Here is a 15,191-nt window from a genome sequence, read left to right as displayed (position 1 = left end):
GTCGAATCAACGGCGCCTTGCCTTCCGCCCGTTCGGCGACTAGGTTCCGCGCCCGTTCTTTCACACCGTCGACCTACCGCTCCGCCGCCGGACTTTCCGGTGGGCGTCGACGGCTTCTTGAGGATAGCCCGCCCGTGCCCACGCCCTCCGCCCTGCTGAACGTCATGATCGAAGCGGCTCGGAAGGCCGCCCGTGGCCTGGCTCGTGATTTCGGCGAAGTCACCGAACTGCAGGTCTCCAAGAAGGGCGCGGCGGACTTCGTCACCAACGCCGACATCAAGGCCGAACAGACCCTGTTCGAACTGCTGACCAAGGCGCGTCCCGGCTACGGCTTCCTCGGGGAAGAGCGCGGGATGGTCGAGGGCACCGACAAGACCCACACCTGGATCGTCGACCCGCTGGACGGCACCACCAACTTCATGCACGCCATCCCGCACTTTGCGGTGAACATCGCCCTGCAGCGCGAGGGCGAAGGCATCGTCGCCGGCGTCACCTACAACCCCATCACCAACGATCTGTTCTGGGTCGAAAAGGGCAAGGGCGCGTTCCTCGGCGCTGAAAAGCGCCTGCGCGTCGCCGCCCGTCGCCACCTGGACGAAGCCATCCTCGCCACCGGCGTGCCGTTCGCCGGCAAGCCCGGCCACGGCCAGTTCCTGAAGGAGCTGCACCAGGTCAGCCAGAAGGTCGCGGGCGTTCGTCGCTTCGGCGCGGCCTCGTTGGACCTGGCCTGGGTCGCCGCCGGCCGTTTCGACGCCTACTGGGAGCGCAACCTCAACAGCTGGGACGTCGCGGCCGGCGTGCTGATGATCCAGGAGTCGGGCGGCAAGATCACCACGATCGACGAGAACGACCACGACGTGGTTCAGGGCAAGTCGATCCTGGCCAGCAACCAGGACCTCCACCCGCAGATCCTGGAACGTCTGCGAGCGGCTTAAAGAACCTGTCATCCCGGGCGAAGCGCAGCGCAGACCCGGGACCGCGACAGGCGCACAGGGTCCGACGGTCCCGGCTCGGCGCGCTTCGCGCTTGGCCGGGATGACAGTTTTCAAGGTCTAGCCAAACCGTCACATCCGCGCGCTAAATCGCGGGCCATGACCCTGCTGACCCGTCGCGCCCTGACCACCGCCGCCCTCGCCGGCACCTTCCTGCCGGGCCTGGCCCGCGCCCAGAGCAAGAAGCCGATCGTCATCGGCCACCGCGGCTGCAGCGGCGAACGCCCCGAGCACACCGCCCTGGCCTATGAGCGGGCCATCGAGCAGGGCGCCGACTTCATCGAGCCGGATCTCGTCCCCACCAAGGACGGCCACCTGGTGGCCCGTCACGAGAACGAGATCGGCGGTACGACCGACGTCGCCAGCCGTCCGGAGTTCGCCGCCCGCAAGGCCACCAAGACGATCGACGGCGAGCAGGTCACCGGCTGGTTCACCGAAGACTTCACGCTGGCCGAGCTGAAGACCCTGCGCGCGCGGGAACGCCTGCCGCAGCTGCGCCCCGCCAGCGCCGCCTTTGACGGCCAGGCCCAGATCCTGACGTTCGAAGAGGTGTGGGCGATCGCCCAGGCGGGCTCCAAGCGGACAGGCCGCACGATCGGCGTCTATCCCGAGCTGAAGCACCCGACCTACTTCGCCGCGATCGGCCTGCCGACCGAGGCGCGCCTGGTGACCAAGCTGAAGGCGCTGGGCCTGAACTCGCCGACCGCCCCAGTGTTCGTGCAGTGCTTCGAGGTCGCCCCCCTGAAGCGACTGCGCGCCCTGACGCCGGCGCGCCTGGTGTTCCTGGTCGACGCGGAAGGCGGGCCAGCCGATCAGCCGGGCGTCAAGTACGCCGACCTGATCACCGCACAGGGCCTGAAGGACGTCGCCGTCTACGCCGACGGCCTGGGTCCGAACTGGAAGCTCGTTGTGCCCCACGACGGTCAGGCTCTGAGTGCGCCGACCACCCTGATCCGCGACGCGCACGCCGCAGGCCTGGCGGTTCACCCCTGGACCGTGCGCTCCGAGAACGCCTTCCTGCCCGCGAGCCTGCGCAAGGGCGACCCCGCCAGCCCGGGCTTCCTGGCCCAGCACGGCGACTCTGAAGCCGTGCTCAAGGCGCTCTATGCGGCGGGCGTCGACGGCGTGTTCAGCGACTTCCCGGCCCTGGCGGTCGCCGCGCGCGGCTGACGTCTGACGGATCACTACGGGCTCTTGCGCAAGCCAGGCGCGCCGGTGCAGCGTGCGCCCGCTTTGAAGTCGCATGCGAGAAACGCCATGAAGATCCGTCACGCCGCTTCAGCGGCCGCGCTTGCGGTCGCGCTTGTCTTCGGCGGGCCGGCGCTGGCGTCGCCCGGCTCGGATCTTTTGGACCGCATCGCCGTCGACTTCGTGCGCATGACGCTGGAGGCCGGCGAGCGCGAGCCCGGCTATGTCGACGCCTATTACGGCCCCCGCGAATGGCAGGACGCCGCCAAGCTGGCGCCGCGTCCGGTCTCGGTGCTCCGCAAGGAGGCCGACCGCCTGCAGTTGCTGCTGGCCAAGGTCCCCGACAAGGACCTGACCGCCGACCAGCGCCGCCGCAAGCTGTTCATGCGCGGCCAGCTGAAGGCGGCCCAGACGCGCCTGGCCATGATCGCCGGCGACAAGTTCAGCTTCGAGGACGAGGCCGAGGGCCTGTTCGGCGTACGCCCGGTTCTGAAGCCCCTGAAGAGCTATGACCCCATCCTGGCGCGCCTCGAAAAGATCGTGCCCGGCAAGGGCGATCTGGCCGCCCGGGTTGACGCGTTCCAGAACCAGTACGTGATCCCGACCGACAAGGTCGGCGCGGTGATGGAGGCCGGCATCGCTGCGTGCAAGGCCAAGACGCAAGAGCACCTGAAGCTGCCGACGGGCGAGCGCTTTGACCTTGAGTTCGTCACCAAGAAGCCCTGGAGCGGCTACAACTGGTACAAGGGCGACGCCAAGAGCCTGATCCAGATCAACACCGACCTGCCAATCTATATCAGCCGCGCCTTGGACCTGGGCTGCCACGAGGGCTATCCCGGCCACCACGTCCTGAACGCGCTGCTTGAGCAGAAGCTGACCAAGGAAAAGGGCTGGGTCGAGTTCAGCGTCTATCCGCTCTACTCGCCGCAGTCGTTCATCGCCGAAGGCTCGGCCAATTTCGGCATCGAGCTGGCCTTCCCGGGCAAGGCCAAGACCGCCTTTGAGCGCGACAAGCTCTATCCACTGGCGGGCCTGGATCCGAAAACCGCCGAGGCCTTCGACGCGCTGCAGCAGGCCAAGGCGGCGCTCGCCAGCAGCGGCAACACGGTCGCGGCCCTCTACCTGTCGGGCAAGATGACCAAGGAACAGGCCGTGGAGGCGCTGATGAAATACAGCCTCTACTCGCGGGGCGGGGCCGAGAAGCGGGTCTCGTTCATCGAGACCTACCGCTCGTACGTCATCAACTACAACATCGGCCAGGACATGGTCCGCGACCACGTGCTGCGCGCCGGCAAGACCGACGACGCCCGCTGGAAAGCGATGGAGCGCCTGCTCAGCGAACCAACGACGCCGGCGGATTTGCAACGGTAGATTCCCTCTCCCCTTGCGGGAGAGGGTGGCCGCCGAAGGCGGTCGGGTGAGGGGTCGCGCGAACCTGGCCGGATAGGGTTTTCAACCCCTCATCCGTCGGCTTCGCCGACACCTTCTCCCGCAAGGGGAGAAGGAAGGTGAGGCCACACCGATCCTTACGCCGCCTCGACCCCGAACTGCAGACGCGCCAGTCGCGCATAGAGTCCGCCCTTGGCGAAGAGTTCGGCGTGTGCGCCCTGTTCGACGACGCGGCCCTCCTCCATGACCACGATGCGGTCGGCCTTGAGCACGGTGGCCAGGCGGTGGGCGATGACCAGGGTGGTGCGGCCTTCCATGGCCGTGGCCAGGGCCTGCTGCACCAGCTGTTCGCTCTCGGCGTCGAGGGCGCTAGTGGCCTCGTCCAGCAAGAGGATCGGCGCCTCGCGCACCAGGGCGCGGGCGATGGCCAGGCGCTGGCGCTGGCCGCCCGACAGGGTCTTGGCGCGCTCGCCGACCGGCGTGTCGAAGCCCTCGGGCAGGGCCGAGAGGAAGCCGGTGGCCTGGGCCGCGTCGGCGGCGGCGCGCACCTCTTCGTCCGTGGCGTCGGCGCGCCCGAAGCGGATGTTGTCCATCGCCGAGCCCGAGAACAGGGGCGAGTCCTGGGCTACCAGGGCCATTCGGGCGCGGACCTCGGCGGGTTCGGCGTCGCGCAGGTCTACGCCGTCCAGGAGAATGCGCCCGCTCTGGGGGTCGTAGAAGCGCAGGAGCAGCCGCAGGACGGTGCTCTTGCCCGCGCCCGAGGGACCGACCAGGGCCACGGTCTCACCGGGCTTCACGCGAAGATCAAAGCCGTTCAAGGCGGGCAGATCGGGCCGCCCCGGATAGGCGAAGACGACGTTCTCGAAGGCGATCTCGCCATGCCCCGGAACCGGCAGGGCCGTGGCCGTCGGCGGGGCGGCGATGTCGGGCTTGGCGTTGAGGAGTTCAGAGATGCGATCCATGGCGCCCGAGGCCTTCTGGACGTCGCCCCAGACCTCGCCCAAGGCGCCGATCGAGCCGGCGGCCATCACCGCCAGCATGGCGAACTGGGCCAGGGTGCCACCGGTCATCTCGCCGGCCAGCACCAGACGCGCGCCGGTCCACAAGAGCAGGGTGATCCCGCCAAAGGCCAGGGTGATGACCATGGCGGTCATGGTGGCCCGCGTGGTGATCCGGCGGACCGAAGCCTTGTAGGCCGCCTCCACCGCCGCGCCGAACCGACCCGACGAGGCCGACTCGCGCCCGAAGGCCTGGACGGTCTCCAGCGCATCCAGGCTTTCGCCGGCATAGCCGACGGCGTCTGCGAACTTGTCCTGGGCCGTGACGGTCAGCTTGCGCACGCGGCGACCGACCAGGAACATCGGCGCCAAGATCACCGGCACCATCAGCACAATGAAGCCCGCGAGCTTGGGCGAGACCACCGCCATGGCGGTCAGCCCGCCGATCAGGTTGAGGATGTTGCGCAGGGCGATCGAGATCGACGCCCCGACCAGTTGCTCGACCAGCGCCACATCGGTCGTCAGGCGCGACAGAACCTCGCCCGTTCGGGTCTTCAGGAAATAGGGCTGATCCAGGCTCAGCGTGTGGCCATAGAGCTTGCGGCGCAGATCGGCCACCACGCGCTCGCCCAGGCGGGTGATGAAGAAGAACCGCAGGGCCGTAGCCAGGGCCAGCACCAGGGCGACCGCGCCCAGGCCGACAAAGGCGCTGTTGATCGCCGCGTCCTGTCCCTTGGAAAAGCCATGGTCGATGACGTTCTTGAACGCATAGGTCAGACCCAGGGTCGCGGCCGTCGAGAACAGCAGAAAGAAGCCGGCGGCCAGTCCATCGCCCTTGTGGGCGATGACGAACGGCAGCAGGTGGGCCAGGGGACGGATATCCTTGCGACGCGGCCGACGGGCCTTGGCCTCGGCCATGCCCTGGACCAGCTCGGCCCCCGCGCCGGGGCGACCTTCGACCTTCTGGTCGCCGCTGTTCGCGTCAGTCATCAACAGTCCCTTGCCAAAATCGCGCGGGTTCTTTATAGCCGCGCGTCTTCGAGGGCCACCCCGCGCGTGCGCGAGATGGCGCTTACCCCATTCTCACTCGCCGGCTTAGTCGGTCTGGATCGCCGCCATGAAACAAGACATTCACCCCGACTACCACTTCATCACCGTCACCCTGACCGACGGTTCGAGCTACAAGACCCGCTCGACCTACGGCAAGGAAGGCGCGAATCTGGCGCTCGACATCGATCCGCGCACCCATCCGGCGTGGACCGGCGGCAACGCCCAACTGATGGACCGCGGCGGTCGCGTCTCGCGCTTCAACGCCAAGTTCGCCGGTTTCACCGGCAAGAAGGCCTAAGCACCCTTCTCGCCGTAAGGGCGACGAGAGGCCGGCTCCGCGTTTGCGGGCCGGCCTTTTTCGTGTTTGGAGGTCTGGTAGCGCGCCCCCTCCGTCACGCCGCCTATCGGCGCCGCGCCACCTCCCCCGCAAGCGGGGCAGGAGGTTTGCGGTGATCTTCCTCCTGCCCCGTGAAACGGGGGAGGTGGCGCGATGCGGATACGCATCGCGACGGAGGGGGCGCTCCTCAGTCTTCCGGCTCGTAGAGGTCATCCCCGCGATCCCGCATCAGATCGGTCGCGACAAAGTCCATCGCATCCTCAGCGTCCTTGAAGCTGAGCTCCGACACCGTCTGGTTGCGGATCGAGACGCCGGCCTTGTGGGTGCTCTCCGGATCACCGGTCACCAGCGGATGCCACAGCGGCAAATCCTTGCCCTCGTGCAGCCGGCGATAGGCGCAGGAGGGCGGCATCCACTCAAGGTCCTCGATATTGTACGGCGTCAGCTTGATGCAGTCGGGCACCGTCTTCTTGCGGTTCGGATAGTCCTTGCAGCGGCAAAGGCGCTCGTCGAACAGCTGGCAGTGCACCCGCGTGGGGATGATTTCGCCGGTGTCTTCGTCTTCGAAGCGAACCAGGCAGCAAAGACCGCAGCCGTCGCATAGGCTCTCCCACTCGGGGACGGTCATTTCGGCGAGCGTCTTCGTCTGCCAGAAAGGTTTGCGTGGCGTCATGACGCCGTCCTAAACCCGATTTATCCGGCGACCAAACAGAGCCTGACGCAAACCGTGAACGACTGGACGCTGCCGCCCTACAAGTTCGACGACGGGAAGAGCCCCGGAGAGCCGCCGAAGCCCGGTCCGGCCTCGGCGGGCGATGGCGTCTCGCAAGATCCCTGGGCGCCGCAGGGGCCTGATCCGTTCCGCCTGTCTAGCGACGCCGCGACACCTCCGCCGCCGCCTGAGCCTCCGCCGGAGGAGCCTTTCCGCGCCGACCTCCAGCACGCTGCGGCCAAGAAGAAGGCCCGGAAATGGGGCTGGGTGTGGGGGACGCTGCTGGTCGGCTTCCTGCTCGCCGTCCTCAGCGTCGCCGGCGGCGGCGCCTATGTCTGGTTCACGTACCTGAAGGACACCCCGTCCCTGCCGTCCCGCGAGGCGCTGTTCGCGGTGAACCGCGCGCCGGGCATCCGCTTCGAGGACCGCAACGGTCAGGTCATCGCCACGCGTGGACCGCGCTACGGCCAGCGCATCACCCTAGGCTCGGTGCCCAACTATGTGCCGATGGCGTTCCTGGCGGCCGAAGACCGGCGCTTCTACCAGCACGGCGCCATCGACGTGCAAGGCATCGCCCGGGCGGCCTGGATCAACTACCGGGCCGGCAAGACCCGCCAGGGTGCCTCGACCCTGACCCAGCAGCTGGCCAAGGGCCTGTTTCTGACGCCCGACCGAGTGGTGAAGCGCAAGCTGCAGGAGATGCTGCTGGCCTATAAGCTGGAGCAGATCCTCACCAAGGACGAGATCCTCGAGCTCTATCTGAACCGCATCTATTTCGGGGCGGGCACCTTTGGGGTCGATGGCGCGTCCCAGACCTATTTCGGCAAGCCCGCCAGTCAACTTACGCTCTCGGAAGCCGCCCTGCTGGCCAGCCTGCCCAAGGCGCCGTCGCGCCTGGCCCTGACCAACGATATGGAGCGCGCGCTGGCCCGCTCGCGCCTGATCCTGGCCAACATGCGCAAGGAGGGCTGGATCACCCCAGAACAGGAGAGCCGCGCCCTGGACGATACGCCCCGCCTGTCGCCCATGGCGCTGCAGGATGAGGGCGACTACGGCTGGGTGCTCGACTACGCCACGACTGAGGCGGTCAAAATCGCCGGTCAGAACGCGCCGGACCTCGTGGTGCGCCTGACGATCGACCCCTTGCTCCAGAGCGAGGGCGCCGAAGTCGTCCGCCAGACCATGGCGATTGAAACCACACGCTCGGGCGCCAGCCAGGCCGCGCTGCTGTCACTGTCGGCCGATGGCGCCGTACGCGCCATGGTCGGCGGTACGGACTATTCGGAGAGCCCCTTCAACCGCGCCGTCCAGGCCAAGCGCCAGCCCGGCTCGACGTTCAAGCCGTTCGTCTACGCCGCCGCCGTCGAGAAGGGCGTGCTGCCCACCGACATCCGCGTCGACGAGCCGGTCAAGTTCGGAACCTGGGCGCCGGAGAACTACAGCGGCGGCTATCGCGGCCCCATGACCGTGGAACAGGCGCTGGTCACCTCGATCAATACGGTCGCCGTCAAGCTCGGCCAGGAGGCGGGCGGTCCGGCGATCGGCGATCTTGTCCGCCGCTTCGGCATCACCAGCCTGCCGCCTTCCCCCGATCTGTCGGTGGCGCTGGGCTCGTATGAGGTGAACCTGTTGCAGATCACCTCGGGGTTCCAGGTGTTCCAGCAGGGCGGGATCCGGATCGAGCCCTATGTGATCGAGTCGATCACCACCCAGGGGGGGCAACAGATCTTCCAGCATCAGCCGCCGCAGGGCGAGCGCCGAGTCTACGACGTGGCGCACGCCAGCATGATGGTGAAGATGATGAAGAAGGTGGTCTCGCAGGGCACCGCCCAGCGCGCGGCCTTCGGCCGTCCCGTGGCCGGCAAGACCGGGACCAGCCAGAACTGGCGCGACGCCTGGTTCGTGGGCTTCACACCCGACTACGTCACCGGTGTCTGGGTCGGTAACGACGACGAAAAGCCGATGAACAAGGTTGTGGGTGGCGACATCCCCGCCAGCATCTGGCGGCGCTTCATGATGAGCGCCCACCAGACCTTGGCCGTCCGCGACTTCGAGTGGTTGCTGCCCGATCCGGCGCCGCAGAGCGAGCCTGATCCGCGCAACGGCTTCTACGAGACGCTGTCGGCCGAGTTCTCGCGCGCGGCCTCGGAGCTGGAAGCGCCGCCGCCCGTCGCGCCCGCACCAGGGCAGCCGGCCCAGGACAACCTGCCCTACTAGCGTGCGGGAGGGCTCAGCGCCCGGTCGACGGCCGCCATCGCGTGCAGGGTGGTTGTGTCGAACACCGGCACGGCGCTGTCCGCCTGCGAGACCAGCAGCATGATCTCGGTGCAGCCCAGGATGATCGCCTCAGCGCCGCGCGCGATGAGGCGCGCGATCACCGCTCTGTAGGCCTCGCGCGAGGCGTCCAGCACCTGGCCGGCGACCAGTTCCTCATAGATGATCCGGTGAACGGTCGCGCGGTCGTCCGCATCCGGCGTCAGGACGGAAAGGCCGTGCCTCTTCTCAAGACGCCCACGATAGAAGTCGTGTTCCATAGTAAAGGCCGTGCCCAGCAGGCCCACCGTGGAGAGCCCCGCCGCCTTGATCGCCTCGCCGGTCGGATCGGCGATGTGCAATAGCGGGATATGCACCGCCGCTTCGATCTCGTCGGCCTCGCGATGCATGGTGTTGGTGCAAAGCACCAGAAAGTCCGCGCCGCCCGCTTCCAGCGCCCGCGCCGCGTCGGCCAGGCGTCGCGACAGCTCAGGCCAGCGCCCGGCGTGCTGCAGACGCTCGATCTCGGCGAAGTCGAACGACCACAGCAAGGTCCGCGCTGAAGCCACGCCGCCCAGGCGTTCACGCACCGCCTCGTTGATCAGCCGATAGTATTGGGCCGAGCTCTCCCAGCTCATGCCGCCAATCAAACCGATGAGCGCCTGTTCGGTCATGATCCCTCGCCTTGTCTCGCGCGGGGGGACTTAGCATGGGCCGCGCCGGACTGCGCGGCTCTCAGACCACCTCGCGGCGCGCCAGATGAAGGATAGCCAGGACCAGCACCACCGCGCCTAATCCGCCACCCAGGGCGAGGGCGGTGTCCACCCGCCAGGCCTCCTTGGCGATCATGTTGATCGGCATCTGCCAGGGAAAGAACACCCCGGCCTTGGCCGAGGTGGCGACCACCGAAAAGAAGGTCCCGCCGACCCCCAAGGCCAGGGCTGGCACGAAGCTGGAGAAGCGTATCGCCGTCCACAGTTGGATCGCGATCATCAGGGTGGCGGCCAGCAGGATCTTGCCGTTCAGCGCGGCCAGCTTGGCGAGATCCAGCGTCCCGATCGGGGTCACCGCCGGCTTCAGGGCCGAGGCGGCCGCTATGGCGGCCCAGGTTAGCAGCAGGTTCAGCACGGTCATGCCGGCGATCAGGCCGATCACGCAGATGGCCTTGGCGGCGTAGAATTTCCAGCGCGCGACGGGCAAGGCTCGCAGGTGGTCCCAACTGCGTGGCCCATGCTCCATGTGAGCGACCAAGGCGGTCAGAGCCGTCACGCTCATCGGCAGCATGAAGAACGCCCAGACCCCGCTGGAGCTCTGCAGCCACATCTCCCAGGGCGCGCCCTTCTTGCCCCGCGACATGTTGAAGAACAGGAAGATGGCGATCAGGGTCGGAGCCGATACGGCCAGCAGCGCGGCCAGCGAACGGTTCAGCTTGCGGATTTCGACTGACAGGACGGCGAGCATCAGGCGGCCTCGGCGGTGGTGACGGCGGACTTGGCGACGCGGCGATAGATGTCTTCGAGCGTCTTGGGACGGGGACCGATCGCGAAGACCGGTACGCCGGCCGCGACCAGCAGACGGGCCAGCTCGGCGGCGGCCTGATCGGGATCGGCGCCGGGTTTCAGAGCCAGGACCAGACCGCTCTCGTCGCTGACCGGCGAATAGCCCCGGCTCAACAGCAGCGAGATCGCGGCCGTGCGGTCGCCGGTCCGGACCAGAATCTCCGGCGCTAGATCGGCTTTCAATCGCGAGAGCTCGCCCTCAAGAACCAATCGACCGTCATTGACCACGCCGACATGGGTCGCGGTCTGCTCGATCTCACCGAGCAGGTGGCTGGACAGCAGAACGGTCGCGCCCGTCCGGTCTGGCAGGCTTCTGAGGAACCGGCGCATGTCGGCGATGCCGTCGGGGTCAAGGCCATTGGTCGGCTCGTCCAGCACCAGGATCGGCGGCGCGCCCAGCATAGCCCGCGCAAGGCCAAGGCGTTGGCGCATGCCCAGCGAGTAGCCGCCCACCTTGCGGTCGGCGTCGGCGCTCATCTCAACGACGTCCAGCACGCGGTCGATCTCGGTGGCGCGCAAGCCGATCAGCGTGGCGGTCAGTCCAAGGTTCTCTCGGCCCGTCAGATTGCCATAGAAGCCGTGCGCCTCCAGCAGCGCGCCGATCTGCCTGGCCGCGCCGATCCGGTCGCGGGAGACGTCGATCCCGTTGACCCTCGCGGTTCCGGCGCTGGGCCGGATCAAGCCCAGGATCATCTTCAAGGTCGTGGTCTTGCCCGCGCCGTTGCGGCCCAGAAAGCCATAGACCGCCCGCTCCGGTACGGTCATCGACAGATCATCGACCGCCACGCGCGCGCCGAAGCGGCGGGACAGGCCTTGGGTCTCAAGGGCGGCGGACATCGGCGGCGCTCACGAAATTTAAGTTAGAGATAAAGTTGCGGAGTTGTGATCTTTAAGTCAAGATTAAAGACGAGACAGGTTCCAGACCCCGACAGCCGACCATGAGCCAGACCGAAATCCTCGCCTTCCGCCGCCGCTGCCGCCAGTTCCGCTGGTTGGCGATGTTCATGGTGATCAGCGTCGGACTGCTGGTCGCGCTGATGGCCTGGGTGTTCCCGTTGCTGCTGGTGCTGCTCAAGGACGCGCCCTGGCGCCCGGGCGCGATGCTCGCCGCGACGGTCTGGAACCTGCCGATCGCCTGCTACCTTTTCGCGGTGTGGACCATAGGCCAGACACTGGGCGAACTCGCCAACGGCCGGCTTATCCAGGCCGCGCTGCCGCCCGCCTTGCGTCGGGTCGGACTGGCCCTGGGCGCCGGAGGACTGACCAGCGTCTTCGTGGTCACCAACCTGATGCGGTTTCTGGGACAGGCCAAGGGCGGCTATCTGCACTTCGACGTCGCCGGCATGACCCTGGGCATGATCGGCGGCGCGCTTTTCCTGCTGGGCCGCGTGATGGACCAAGCCCTGGCGGCGCAGGCTGAACTCGACGAGATGATCTGATGCCCGTCCGCGTCACCCTGGACGCCCTGATCGTCGCCAAGGGCCTCAAAGCGCGCGACTTGGCGGCCGAAGTCGGCCTCAGCGAAACCCAGCTGTCGCTGTTCCGCTCCGGCAAGGTCAAGGGCATCCGCTTCCGCACCCTGGCCCGCCTCTGCGCGGCCCTGGAGTGCAAGCCAGGCGATCTTCTGGACTATGACTTCGACGCCGACGACCTGAACGGCCCGGACGAGGCGGACTAGTCGCGCAGCGGCCGCAGCCGATTGACGTGACCCATCTTGCGGCCAGGACGCGCCTCGCCCTTGCCGTAGAGGTGCACGCGGGTCTCTGGCTCGGCGGCCAGCTTCTTCCAGGCGTCGACATCGGCGCCCAGGAGGTTGGTCATCTCGACATGATGATGCGGCGTGGTGGGGCCCAGAGGCCAGCCGGCGACGGCGCGGATGTGCTGCTCGAACTGGTCGACCTCGCAGCCGTCCTGGGTCCAGTGACCGGTGTTGTGGACGCGCGGCGCGAACTCGTTGACCAGCAGCTTGCCGCCGGAAAGCTCGAACAGCTCGACGCCGATGACGCCCACATAGTCGAGCGCGGTGAGAATCTTGGCGACGATCGACTCGGCCTGATCCCGCGTGGCCGGGGTGATCTTGGCCGGCGCCACGGTGCGGCGCAGGACGCCGCCCTCGTGGTGGTTCTCGCTGACCGGATAGCAGGCGATCTCGCCGTCGCGGCCGCGCGCAGCGATGACCGAAAGTTCGCGGCCGAAGTCGGCGGGCGCCTCCAGGATCGCCGGCTGACGGCCGATCTTGTCAAAGGCCGCCTCGGCGTCGCTGACCTTCTGGATCCAGGCCTGGCCCTTGCCGTCATAGCCCTCGCGCCGGGTCTTCAGCAGCGACGGCGCGCCGATCCGGGCGACGGCCTCGGCGAGGCTGTCGCTGTCGTTCACGGCGGCGAAGGCCACGGTGGGGACGCCGATCTCGGCCAGGAAGGTCTTCTCGACCACGCGATCCTGGGCGGCGGCCAGCGCCTTGGCCCCCGGCGAGACCATGGCCCCCAGCGCCGTCAGCTCCGAGACGGTGTCGGCGGGAACGTTCTCGAATTCATAGGTGACGACGTCGCACGCCTCGGCGAGGCGCTTCAGGGCCCAGCGATCGTCATAGGCCGCCACGATCTGGCGGGCGGCGACCCGGCCAGCGGGCGAGCCCTCTTCTGGGTCCTGGATGACCACGTCGAAGCCCAGGCGCGCGGCGGCCAGGGCCAGCATGCGACCGAGCTGCCCCCCGCCGAGGACGCCGATGGTGGAACCGGGAACCAGGGGGAACGAAGCCATTGGGATCAGTCCTCGACGCTTTCGGCGACGCTGTCGGTCTGGGCGGCGCGGAAGGCGGCCAGGCGCCCAGAGAGCGCCGTATCGGACAAGGCCAGGATCTGGGCCGCGAGCAGTCCGGCGTTCTTGGCGCCCGCCTCGCCGATGGCCAAGGTGGCGACGGGAATTCCGCCGGGCATCTGGACGATCGAAAGCAGGCTATCCAGGCCGCTCAGCGCCTTGGACTGCACCGGCACGCCCAGGACGGGGAGATTGGTCATCGAGGCCGCCATGCCCGGCAGGTGCGCCGCGCCGCCGGCGCCGGCGATGATCACCTTGTAACCGGCCTTCTCAGCGCCGGTGGCGAAGTCGAACAGCCGCTGGGGCGTGCGGTGGGCCGAAACCACCTTGGCCTCCCAGGCAACGCCCAGGCTGTCAAGCGCATCGGCCGCGCCCTTCATAGTCGGCCAGTCCGAGCGGCTGCCCATGATGATGGCGACGGGAGGCGTGGTCGAAGGCATCGGCGTCGTCCCTTGAACTCGGCGGCGGCGGATGAAAGCCGCCCCGTATGCGGGCCGCCCTCGGTGCGCAAGCCCAAAACGACACAAGGTCGCTCAAGGCCGCTTTTGGATGCGGGTTTGCTGACCAGATCAGCCCGCTAGTCCCTGCGACTCTTCGGCGCCCCGATTGCGTCGAACGCCGTTCCCGTTAACCATGACCAGCTGTGCAATTCGATTCCCCCGTAAGGCCATGAAGATCTCAGGCGCCCGGACCGAACCCTTCGCCGCCATCCGCAAGCGTGCGCTGGCGCGCGCCGGCGCGCAGGTCGCCGCCCGCGAGGTGTCCGCGCCCGATAGCGCCGCGTTCCTGGGCTTGACCGAGGCGGACCTGACGCCGAAGGTCGTCGAAGCGCTGCAGACCCTGATGAGCGAGATCGAGGATCTGCGAAATGAAGTTTCGGTCCTGAAGCTCCGCCTGAACGAGGCTCAGGGCCTGGCCGACATGGATGTGCTGACCCCGGTGCTGAACCGGCGGGCTTTCCTTCGCGAGATGAAGCGCGTCGCCGCCTTCGCCCAGCGCTACGGTTCGCCGGCCAGCATCGTTTTCTTCGATCTGGATGGCTTCAAGAGCGTCAATGACCGTTTCGGCCACGCTGCAGGCGATGAGGCCCTGAAGGCCGTGGCCAAGCGCCTGCTCGCCAATGTCCGTGAAAGTGACATCGTCGGCCGCATGGGCGGCGACGAGTTCGCGGTGCTCCTGGCGCAAGCCGACAAGGAAACCGCTCTTGCCAAGGCTCAGAGCCTCGCCGAGGCGGTCCGCGCCGAGCCGGTGGAGTTCGGCGAATGGTCAGCGCCGCTGCATATCTCGTTCGGCGTGCGCGAAATCGAAGCCGGCGCAGATCCTGAAGAAGCCTTGGCTGAGGCCGATGCGGCGATGTTCCTGCGCAAGCGCAGGACAGCCTGAGGCCCGCGCCACCCAGGGCGCCCAAGTTTTCACCGTGACAACCGCCAGTCGTGCGACCTTATCGCACGGGGACTCATTCAGCGTGTCCAGGCTAACTAGCTTCACGGTTTGTTAAGCATGAGCGCGAGATTGAAGGTCATGCAGCGTATCCTGATCGCCGAAGACGATCCGGTTCTGTCGATGATCTACGAGATCACGCTGACGGAAGCTGGGTTTGACGTCCTGCTCTGCAGAGACGGCCTGGAGGCGTTTGAGGCGCTGGACACCTTCTATCCCGACCTGGTGATCACCGACTTCACAATGCCCCGCATGAGCGGCGGCGAACTCGTAAGCGCCGTACGCAAAGCCCTTCCCGGCGCGGCCACACTGATGGCCTCGGCCATCGACCCCCGCCTGATCAAGGATGGCCAGCACGCGGATGCGCGGCTTGAGAAGCCGATCACCCCCGGACGACTGCTGCAGACGGTGCGCGCACTGGAAGATCGCCACGCGGCGTGACAGAACTTTAAGCTG

16 protein-coding genes and 1 pseudogene are annotated in these 15,191 nt (G+C 67.5%); 9 read left to right on the top strand and 8 right to left on the bottom strand.

Going from position 1 to position 15,191, the window contains the following annotated elements; all coding sequences use genetic code 11:
- Positions 1-134 precede the first annotated feature (134 nt).
- The 3 genes from CA606_RS02515 (at position 135) to CA606_RS02505 (ending at position 3,551) form a co-directional block, all read left to right on the top strand.
- A complete protein-coding gene (locus CA606_RS02515) occupies positions 135-935 on the top strand; it encodes an inositol monophosphatase family protein (RefSeq protein ID WP_181242745.1) in 801 nt (266 codons plus the stop codon).
- 156 nt (positions 936-1,091) lie between these two features.
- The gene (locus CA606_RS02510) at positions 1,092-2,162 is read left to right on the top strand and encodes a glycerophosphodiester phosphodiesterase (RefSeq protein ID WP_096052532.1); all 1,071 of its coding nucleotides are present in this window, start codon (positions 1,092-1,094) and stop codon (positions 2,160-2,162) included.
- An 87-nt stretch (positions 2,163-2,249) separates the two neighbouring features.
- Positions 2,250-3,551, top strand: coding sequence for a hypothetical protein (locus CA606_RS02505; RefSeq protein ID WP_181242744.1), 1,302 nt, complete (start codon positions 2,250-2,252; stop codon positions 3,549-3,551).
- Positions 3,552-3,706: 155 nt separating this feature from the next.
- Here CA606_RS02505 and CA606_RS02500 read toward each other — a convergent pair whose 3' ends face one another.
- A complete protein-coding gene (locus CA606_RS02500; RefSeq protein ID WP_181242743.1) occupies positions 3,707-5,560 on the bottom strand; it encodes an ABC transporter ATP-binding protein/permease in 1,854 nt (617 codons plus the stop codon).
- A 124-nt stretch (positions 5,561-5,684) separates the two neighbouring features.
- On the opposite strand from CA606_RS02500, the gene rpmE reads away from it, so the two are divergent.
- Entirely contained in the window at positions 5,685-5,915 is a 231-nt protein-coding gene (rpmE, locus tag CA606_RS02495) for a 50S ribosomal protein L31 (RefSeq protein WP_004616338.1), read from the top strand.
- A gap of 103 nt (positions 5,916-6,018) precedes the next feature.
- Here the strand turns inward: rpmE and CA606_RS20500 are convergent.
- Together CA606_RS20500 and CA606_RS02490 are read right to left on the bottom strand one after the other, a co-directional pair.
- Positions 6,019-6,167: pseudogene (locus CA606_RS20500) on the bottom strand (hypothetical protein).
- Positions 6,142-6,627 (bottom strand): YcgN family cysteine cluster protein, encoded by a 486-nt coding sequence (locus CA606_RS02490; protein WP_096052535.1) that lies wholly within the window; start codon positions 6,625-6,627, stop codon positions 6,142-6,144. The pseudogene CA606_RS20500 and the gene CA606_RS02490 overlap by 26 nt, the downstream one beginning before the upstream one ends.
- Before the next feature lie 54 nt (positions 6,628-6,681).
- On the opposite strand from CA606_RS02490, the gene pbpC reads away from it, so the two are divergent.
- Positions 6,682-8,883, top strand: a complete 2,202-nt coding sequence (gene pbpC, locus CA606_RS02485; RefSeq protein WP_096052536.1) for a multimodular transpeptidase-transglycosylase PbpC — start codon at positions 6,682-6,684, stop codon at positions 8,881-8,883.
- Here pbpC and CA606_RS02480 read toward each other — a convergent pair.
- The 3 genes from CA606_RS02480 to CA606_RS02470 all read right to left on the bottom strand — a co-directional run bounded on the left by CA606_RS02480 (position 8,880) and on the right by CA606_RS02470 (position 11,315).
- Complete coding sequence (locus CA606_RS02480; RefSeq protein ID WP_096052537.1) at positions 8,880-9,593, bottom strand: aspartate/glutamate racemase family protein; 714 nt, start codon at positions 9,591-9,593, stop codon at positions 8,880-8,882. The two genes, pbpC and CA606_RS02480, sit on opposite strands and share 4 nt — an antisense overlap.
- A gap of 61 nt (positions 9,594-9,654) precedes the next feature.
- Positions 9,655-10,380, bottom strand: coding sequence for an ABC transporter permease (locus CA606_RS02475; protein ID WP_096052538.1), 726 nt, complete (start codon positions 10,378-10,380; stop codon positions 9,655-9,657).
- Positions 10,380-11,315 (bottom strand): ABC transporter ATP-binding protein, encoded by a 936-nt coding sequence (locus CA606_RS02470; protein WP_096052539.1) that lies wholly within the window; start codon positions 11,313-11,315, stop codon positions 10,380-10,382. Before CA606_RS02470 ends, CA606_RS02475 begins: the two co-directional genes overlap by 1 nt.
- Positions 11,316-11,416: 101 nt before the next feature.
- Between CA606_RS02470 and CA606_RS02465 the strand changes: the two genes are divergently transcribed.
- Positions 11,417-11,917 (top strand): DUF2975 domain-containing protein, encoded by a 501-nt coding sequence (locus CA606_RS02465; RefSeq protein ID WP_096052540.1) that lies wholly within the window; start codon positions 11,417-11,419, stop codon positions 11,915-11,917.
- Positions 11,917-12,156 (top strand): helix-turn-helix domain-containing protein, encoded by a 240-nt coding sequence (locus CA606_RS02460; protein WP_096052541.1) that lies wholly within the window; start codon positions 11,917-11,919, stop codon positions 12,154-12,156. The genes CA606_RS02465 and CA606_RS02460 overlap by 1 nt, the downstream gene beginning before the upstream one ends.
- Here CA606_RS02460 and CA606_RS02455 read toward each other — a convergent pair.
- Positions 12,153-13,238: a 5-(carboxyamino)imidazole ribonucleotide synthase gene (locus CA606_RS02455; RefSeq protein WP_096052542.1), complete on the bottom strand. Its 1,086-nt coding sequence runs from the start codon at positions 13,236-13,238 to the stop codon at positions 12,153-12,155. The genes CA606_RS02460 and CA606_RS02455 overlap by 4 nt on opposite strands.
- A gap of 5 nt (positions 13,239-13,243) precedes the next feature.
- Positions 13,244-13,735: a 5-(carboxyamino)imidazole ribonucleotide mutase gene (purE, locus tag CA606_RS02450; protein ID WP_096052543.1), complete on the bottom strand. Its 492-nt coding sequence runs from the start codon at positions 13,733-13,735 to the stop codon at positions 13,244-13,246.
- A 229-nt stretch (positions 13,736-13,964) separates the two neighbouring features.
- On the opposite strand from purE, the gene CA606_RS02445 reads away from it, so the two are divergent.
- A complete protein-coding gene (locus tag CA606_RS02445) occupies positions 13,965-14,678 on the top strand; it encodes a GGDEF domain-containing protein (protein ID WP_096052544.1) in 714 nt (237 codons plus the stop codon).
- Between the two features lie 138 nt (positions 14,679-14,816).
- Positions 14,817-15,176 (top strand): response regulator, encoded by a 360-nt coding sequence (locus tag CA606_RS02440; RefSeq protein ID WP_096052545.1) that lies wholly within the window; start codon positions 14,817-14,819, stop codon positions 15,174-15,176.
- Positions 15,177-15,191: the final 15 nt, after the last annotated feature.

Origin of the sequence: Caulobacter vibrioides (genome assembly GCF_002310375.3) — a bacterium.
In the GTDB taxonomy this organism is placed as follows: Bacteria; Pseudomonadota; Alphaproteobacteria; order Caulobacterales; family Caulobacteraceae; genus Caulobacter; species Caulobacter vibrioides_D.
Note: the sequence above shows the minus strand (reverse complement) of the source record. Positions and strands in the feature narration are given on the sequence as shown.

Bases quoted from the DNA above. Each gene is read 5' to 3' on its own strand.
- CA606_RS02510 (WP_096052532.1), top strand. From the start codon at position 1,092: ATGACCCTGCTGACCCGTCGCGCCCTGACCACCGCCGCCCTCGCCGGC.
- CA606_RS02505 (WP_181242744.1), top strand. From the start codon at position 2,250: ATGAAGATCCGTCACGCCGCTTCAGCGGCCGCGCTTGCGGTCGCGCTT.
- rpmE (WP_004616338.1), top strand. From the start codon at position 5,685: ATGAAACAAGACATTCACCCCGACTACCACTTCATCACCGTCACCCTG.
- CA606_RS02490 (WP_096052535.1), bottom strand. From the start codon at position 6,627: ATGACGCCACGCAAACCTTTCTGGCAGACGAAGACGCTCGCCGAAATG.
- CA606_RS02480 (WP_096052537.1), bottom strand. From the start codon at position 9,593: ATGACCGAACAGGCGCTCATCGGTTTGATTGGCGGCATGAGCTGGGAG.
- CA606_RS02475 (WP_096052538.1), bottom strand. From the start codon at position 10,380: ATGCTCGCCGTCCTGTCAGTCGAAATCCGCAAGCTGAACCGTTCGCTG.
- CA606_RS02470 (WP_096052539.1), bottom strand. From the start codon at position 11,315: ATGTCCGCCGCCCTTGAGACCCAAGGCCTGTCCCGCCGCTTCGGCGCG.
- CA606_RS02465 (WP_096052540.1), top strand. From the start codon at position 11,417: ATGAGCCAGACCGAAATCCTCGCCTTCCGCCGCCGCTGCCGCCAGTTC.
- CA606_RS02460 (WP_096052541.1), top strand. From the start codon at position 11,917: ATGCCCGTCCGCGTCACCCTGGACGCCCTGATCGTCGCCAAGGGCCTC.
- CA606_RS02455 (WP_096052542.1), bottom strand. From the start codon at position 13,238: ATGGCTTCGTTCCCCCTGGTTCCCGGTTCCACCATCGGCGTCCTCGGC.
- purE (WP_096052543.1), bottom strand. From the start codon at position 13,735: ATGCCTTCGACCACGCCTCCCGTCGCCATCATCATGGGCAGCCGCTCG.
- CA606_RS02445 (WP_096052544.1), top strand. From the start codon at position 13,965: ATGAAGATCTCAGGCGCCCGGACCGAACCCTTCGCCGCCATCCGCAAG.
- CA606_RS02440 (WP_096052545.1), top strand. From the start codon at position 14,817: ATGCAGCGTATCCTGATCGCCGAAGACGATCCGGTTCTGTCGATGATC.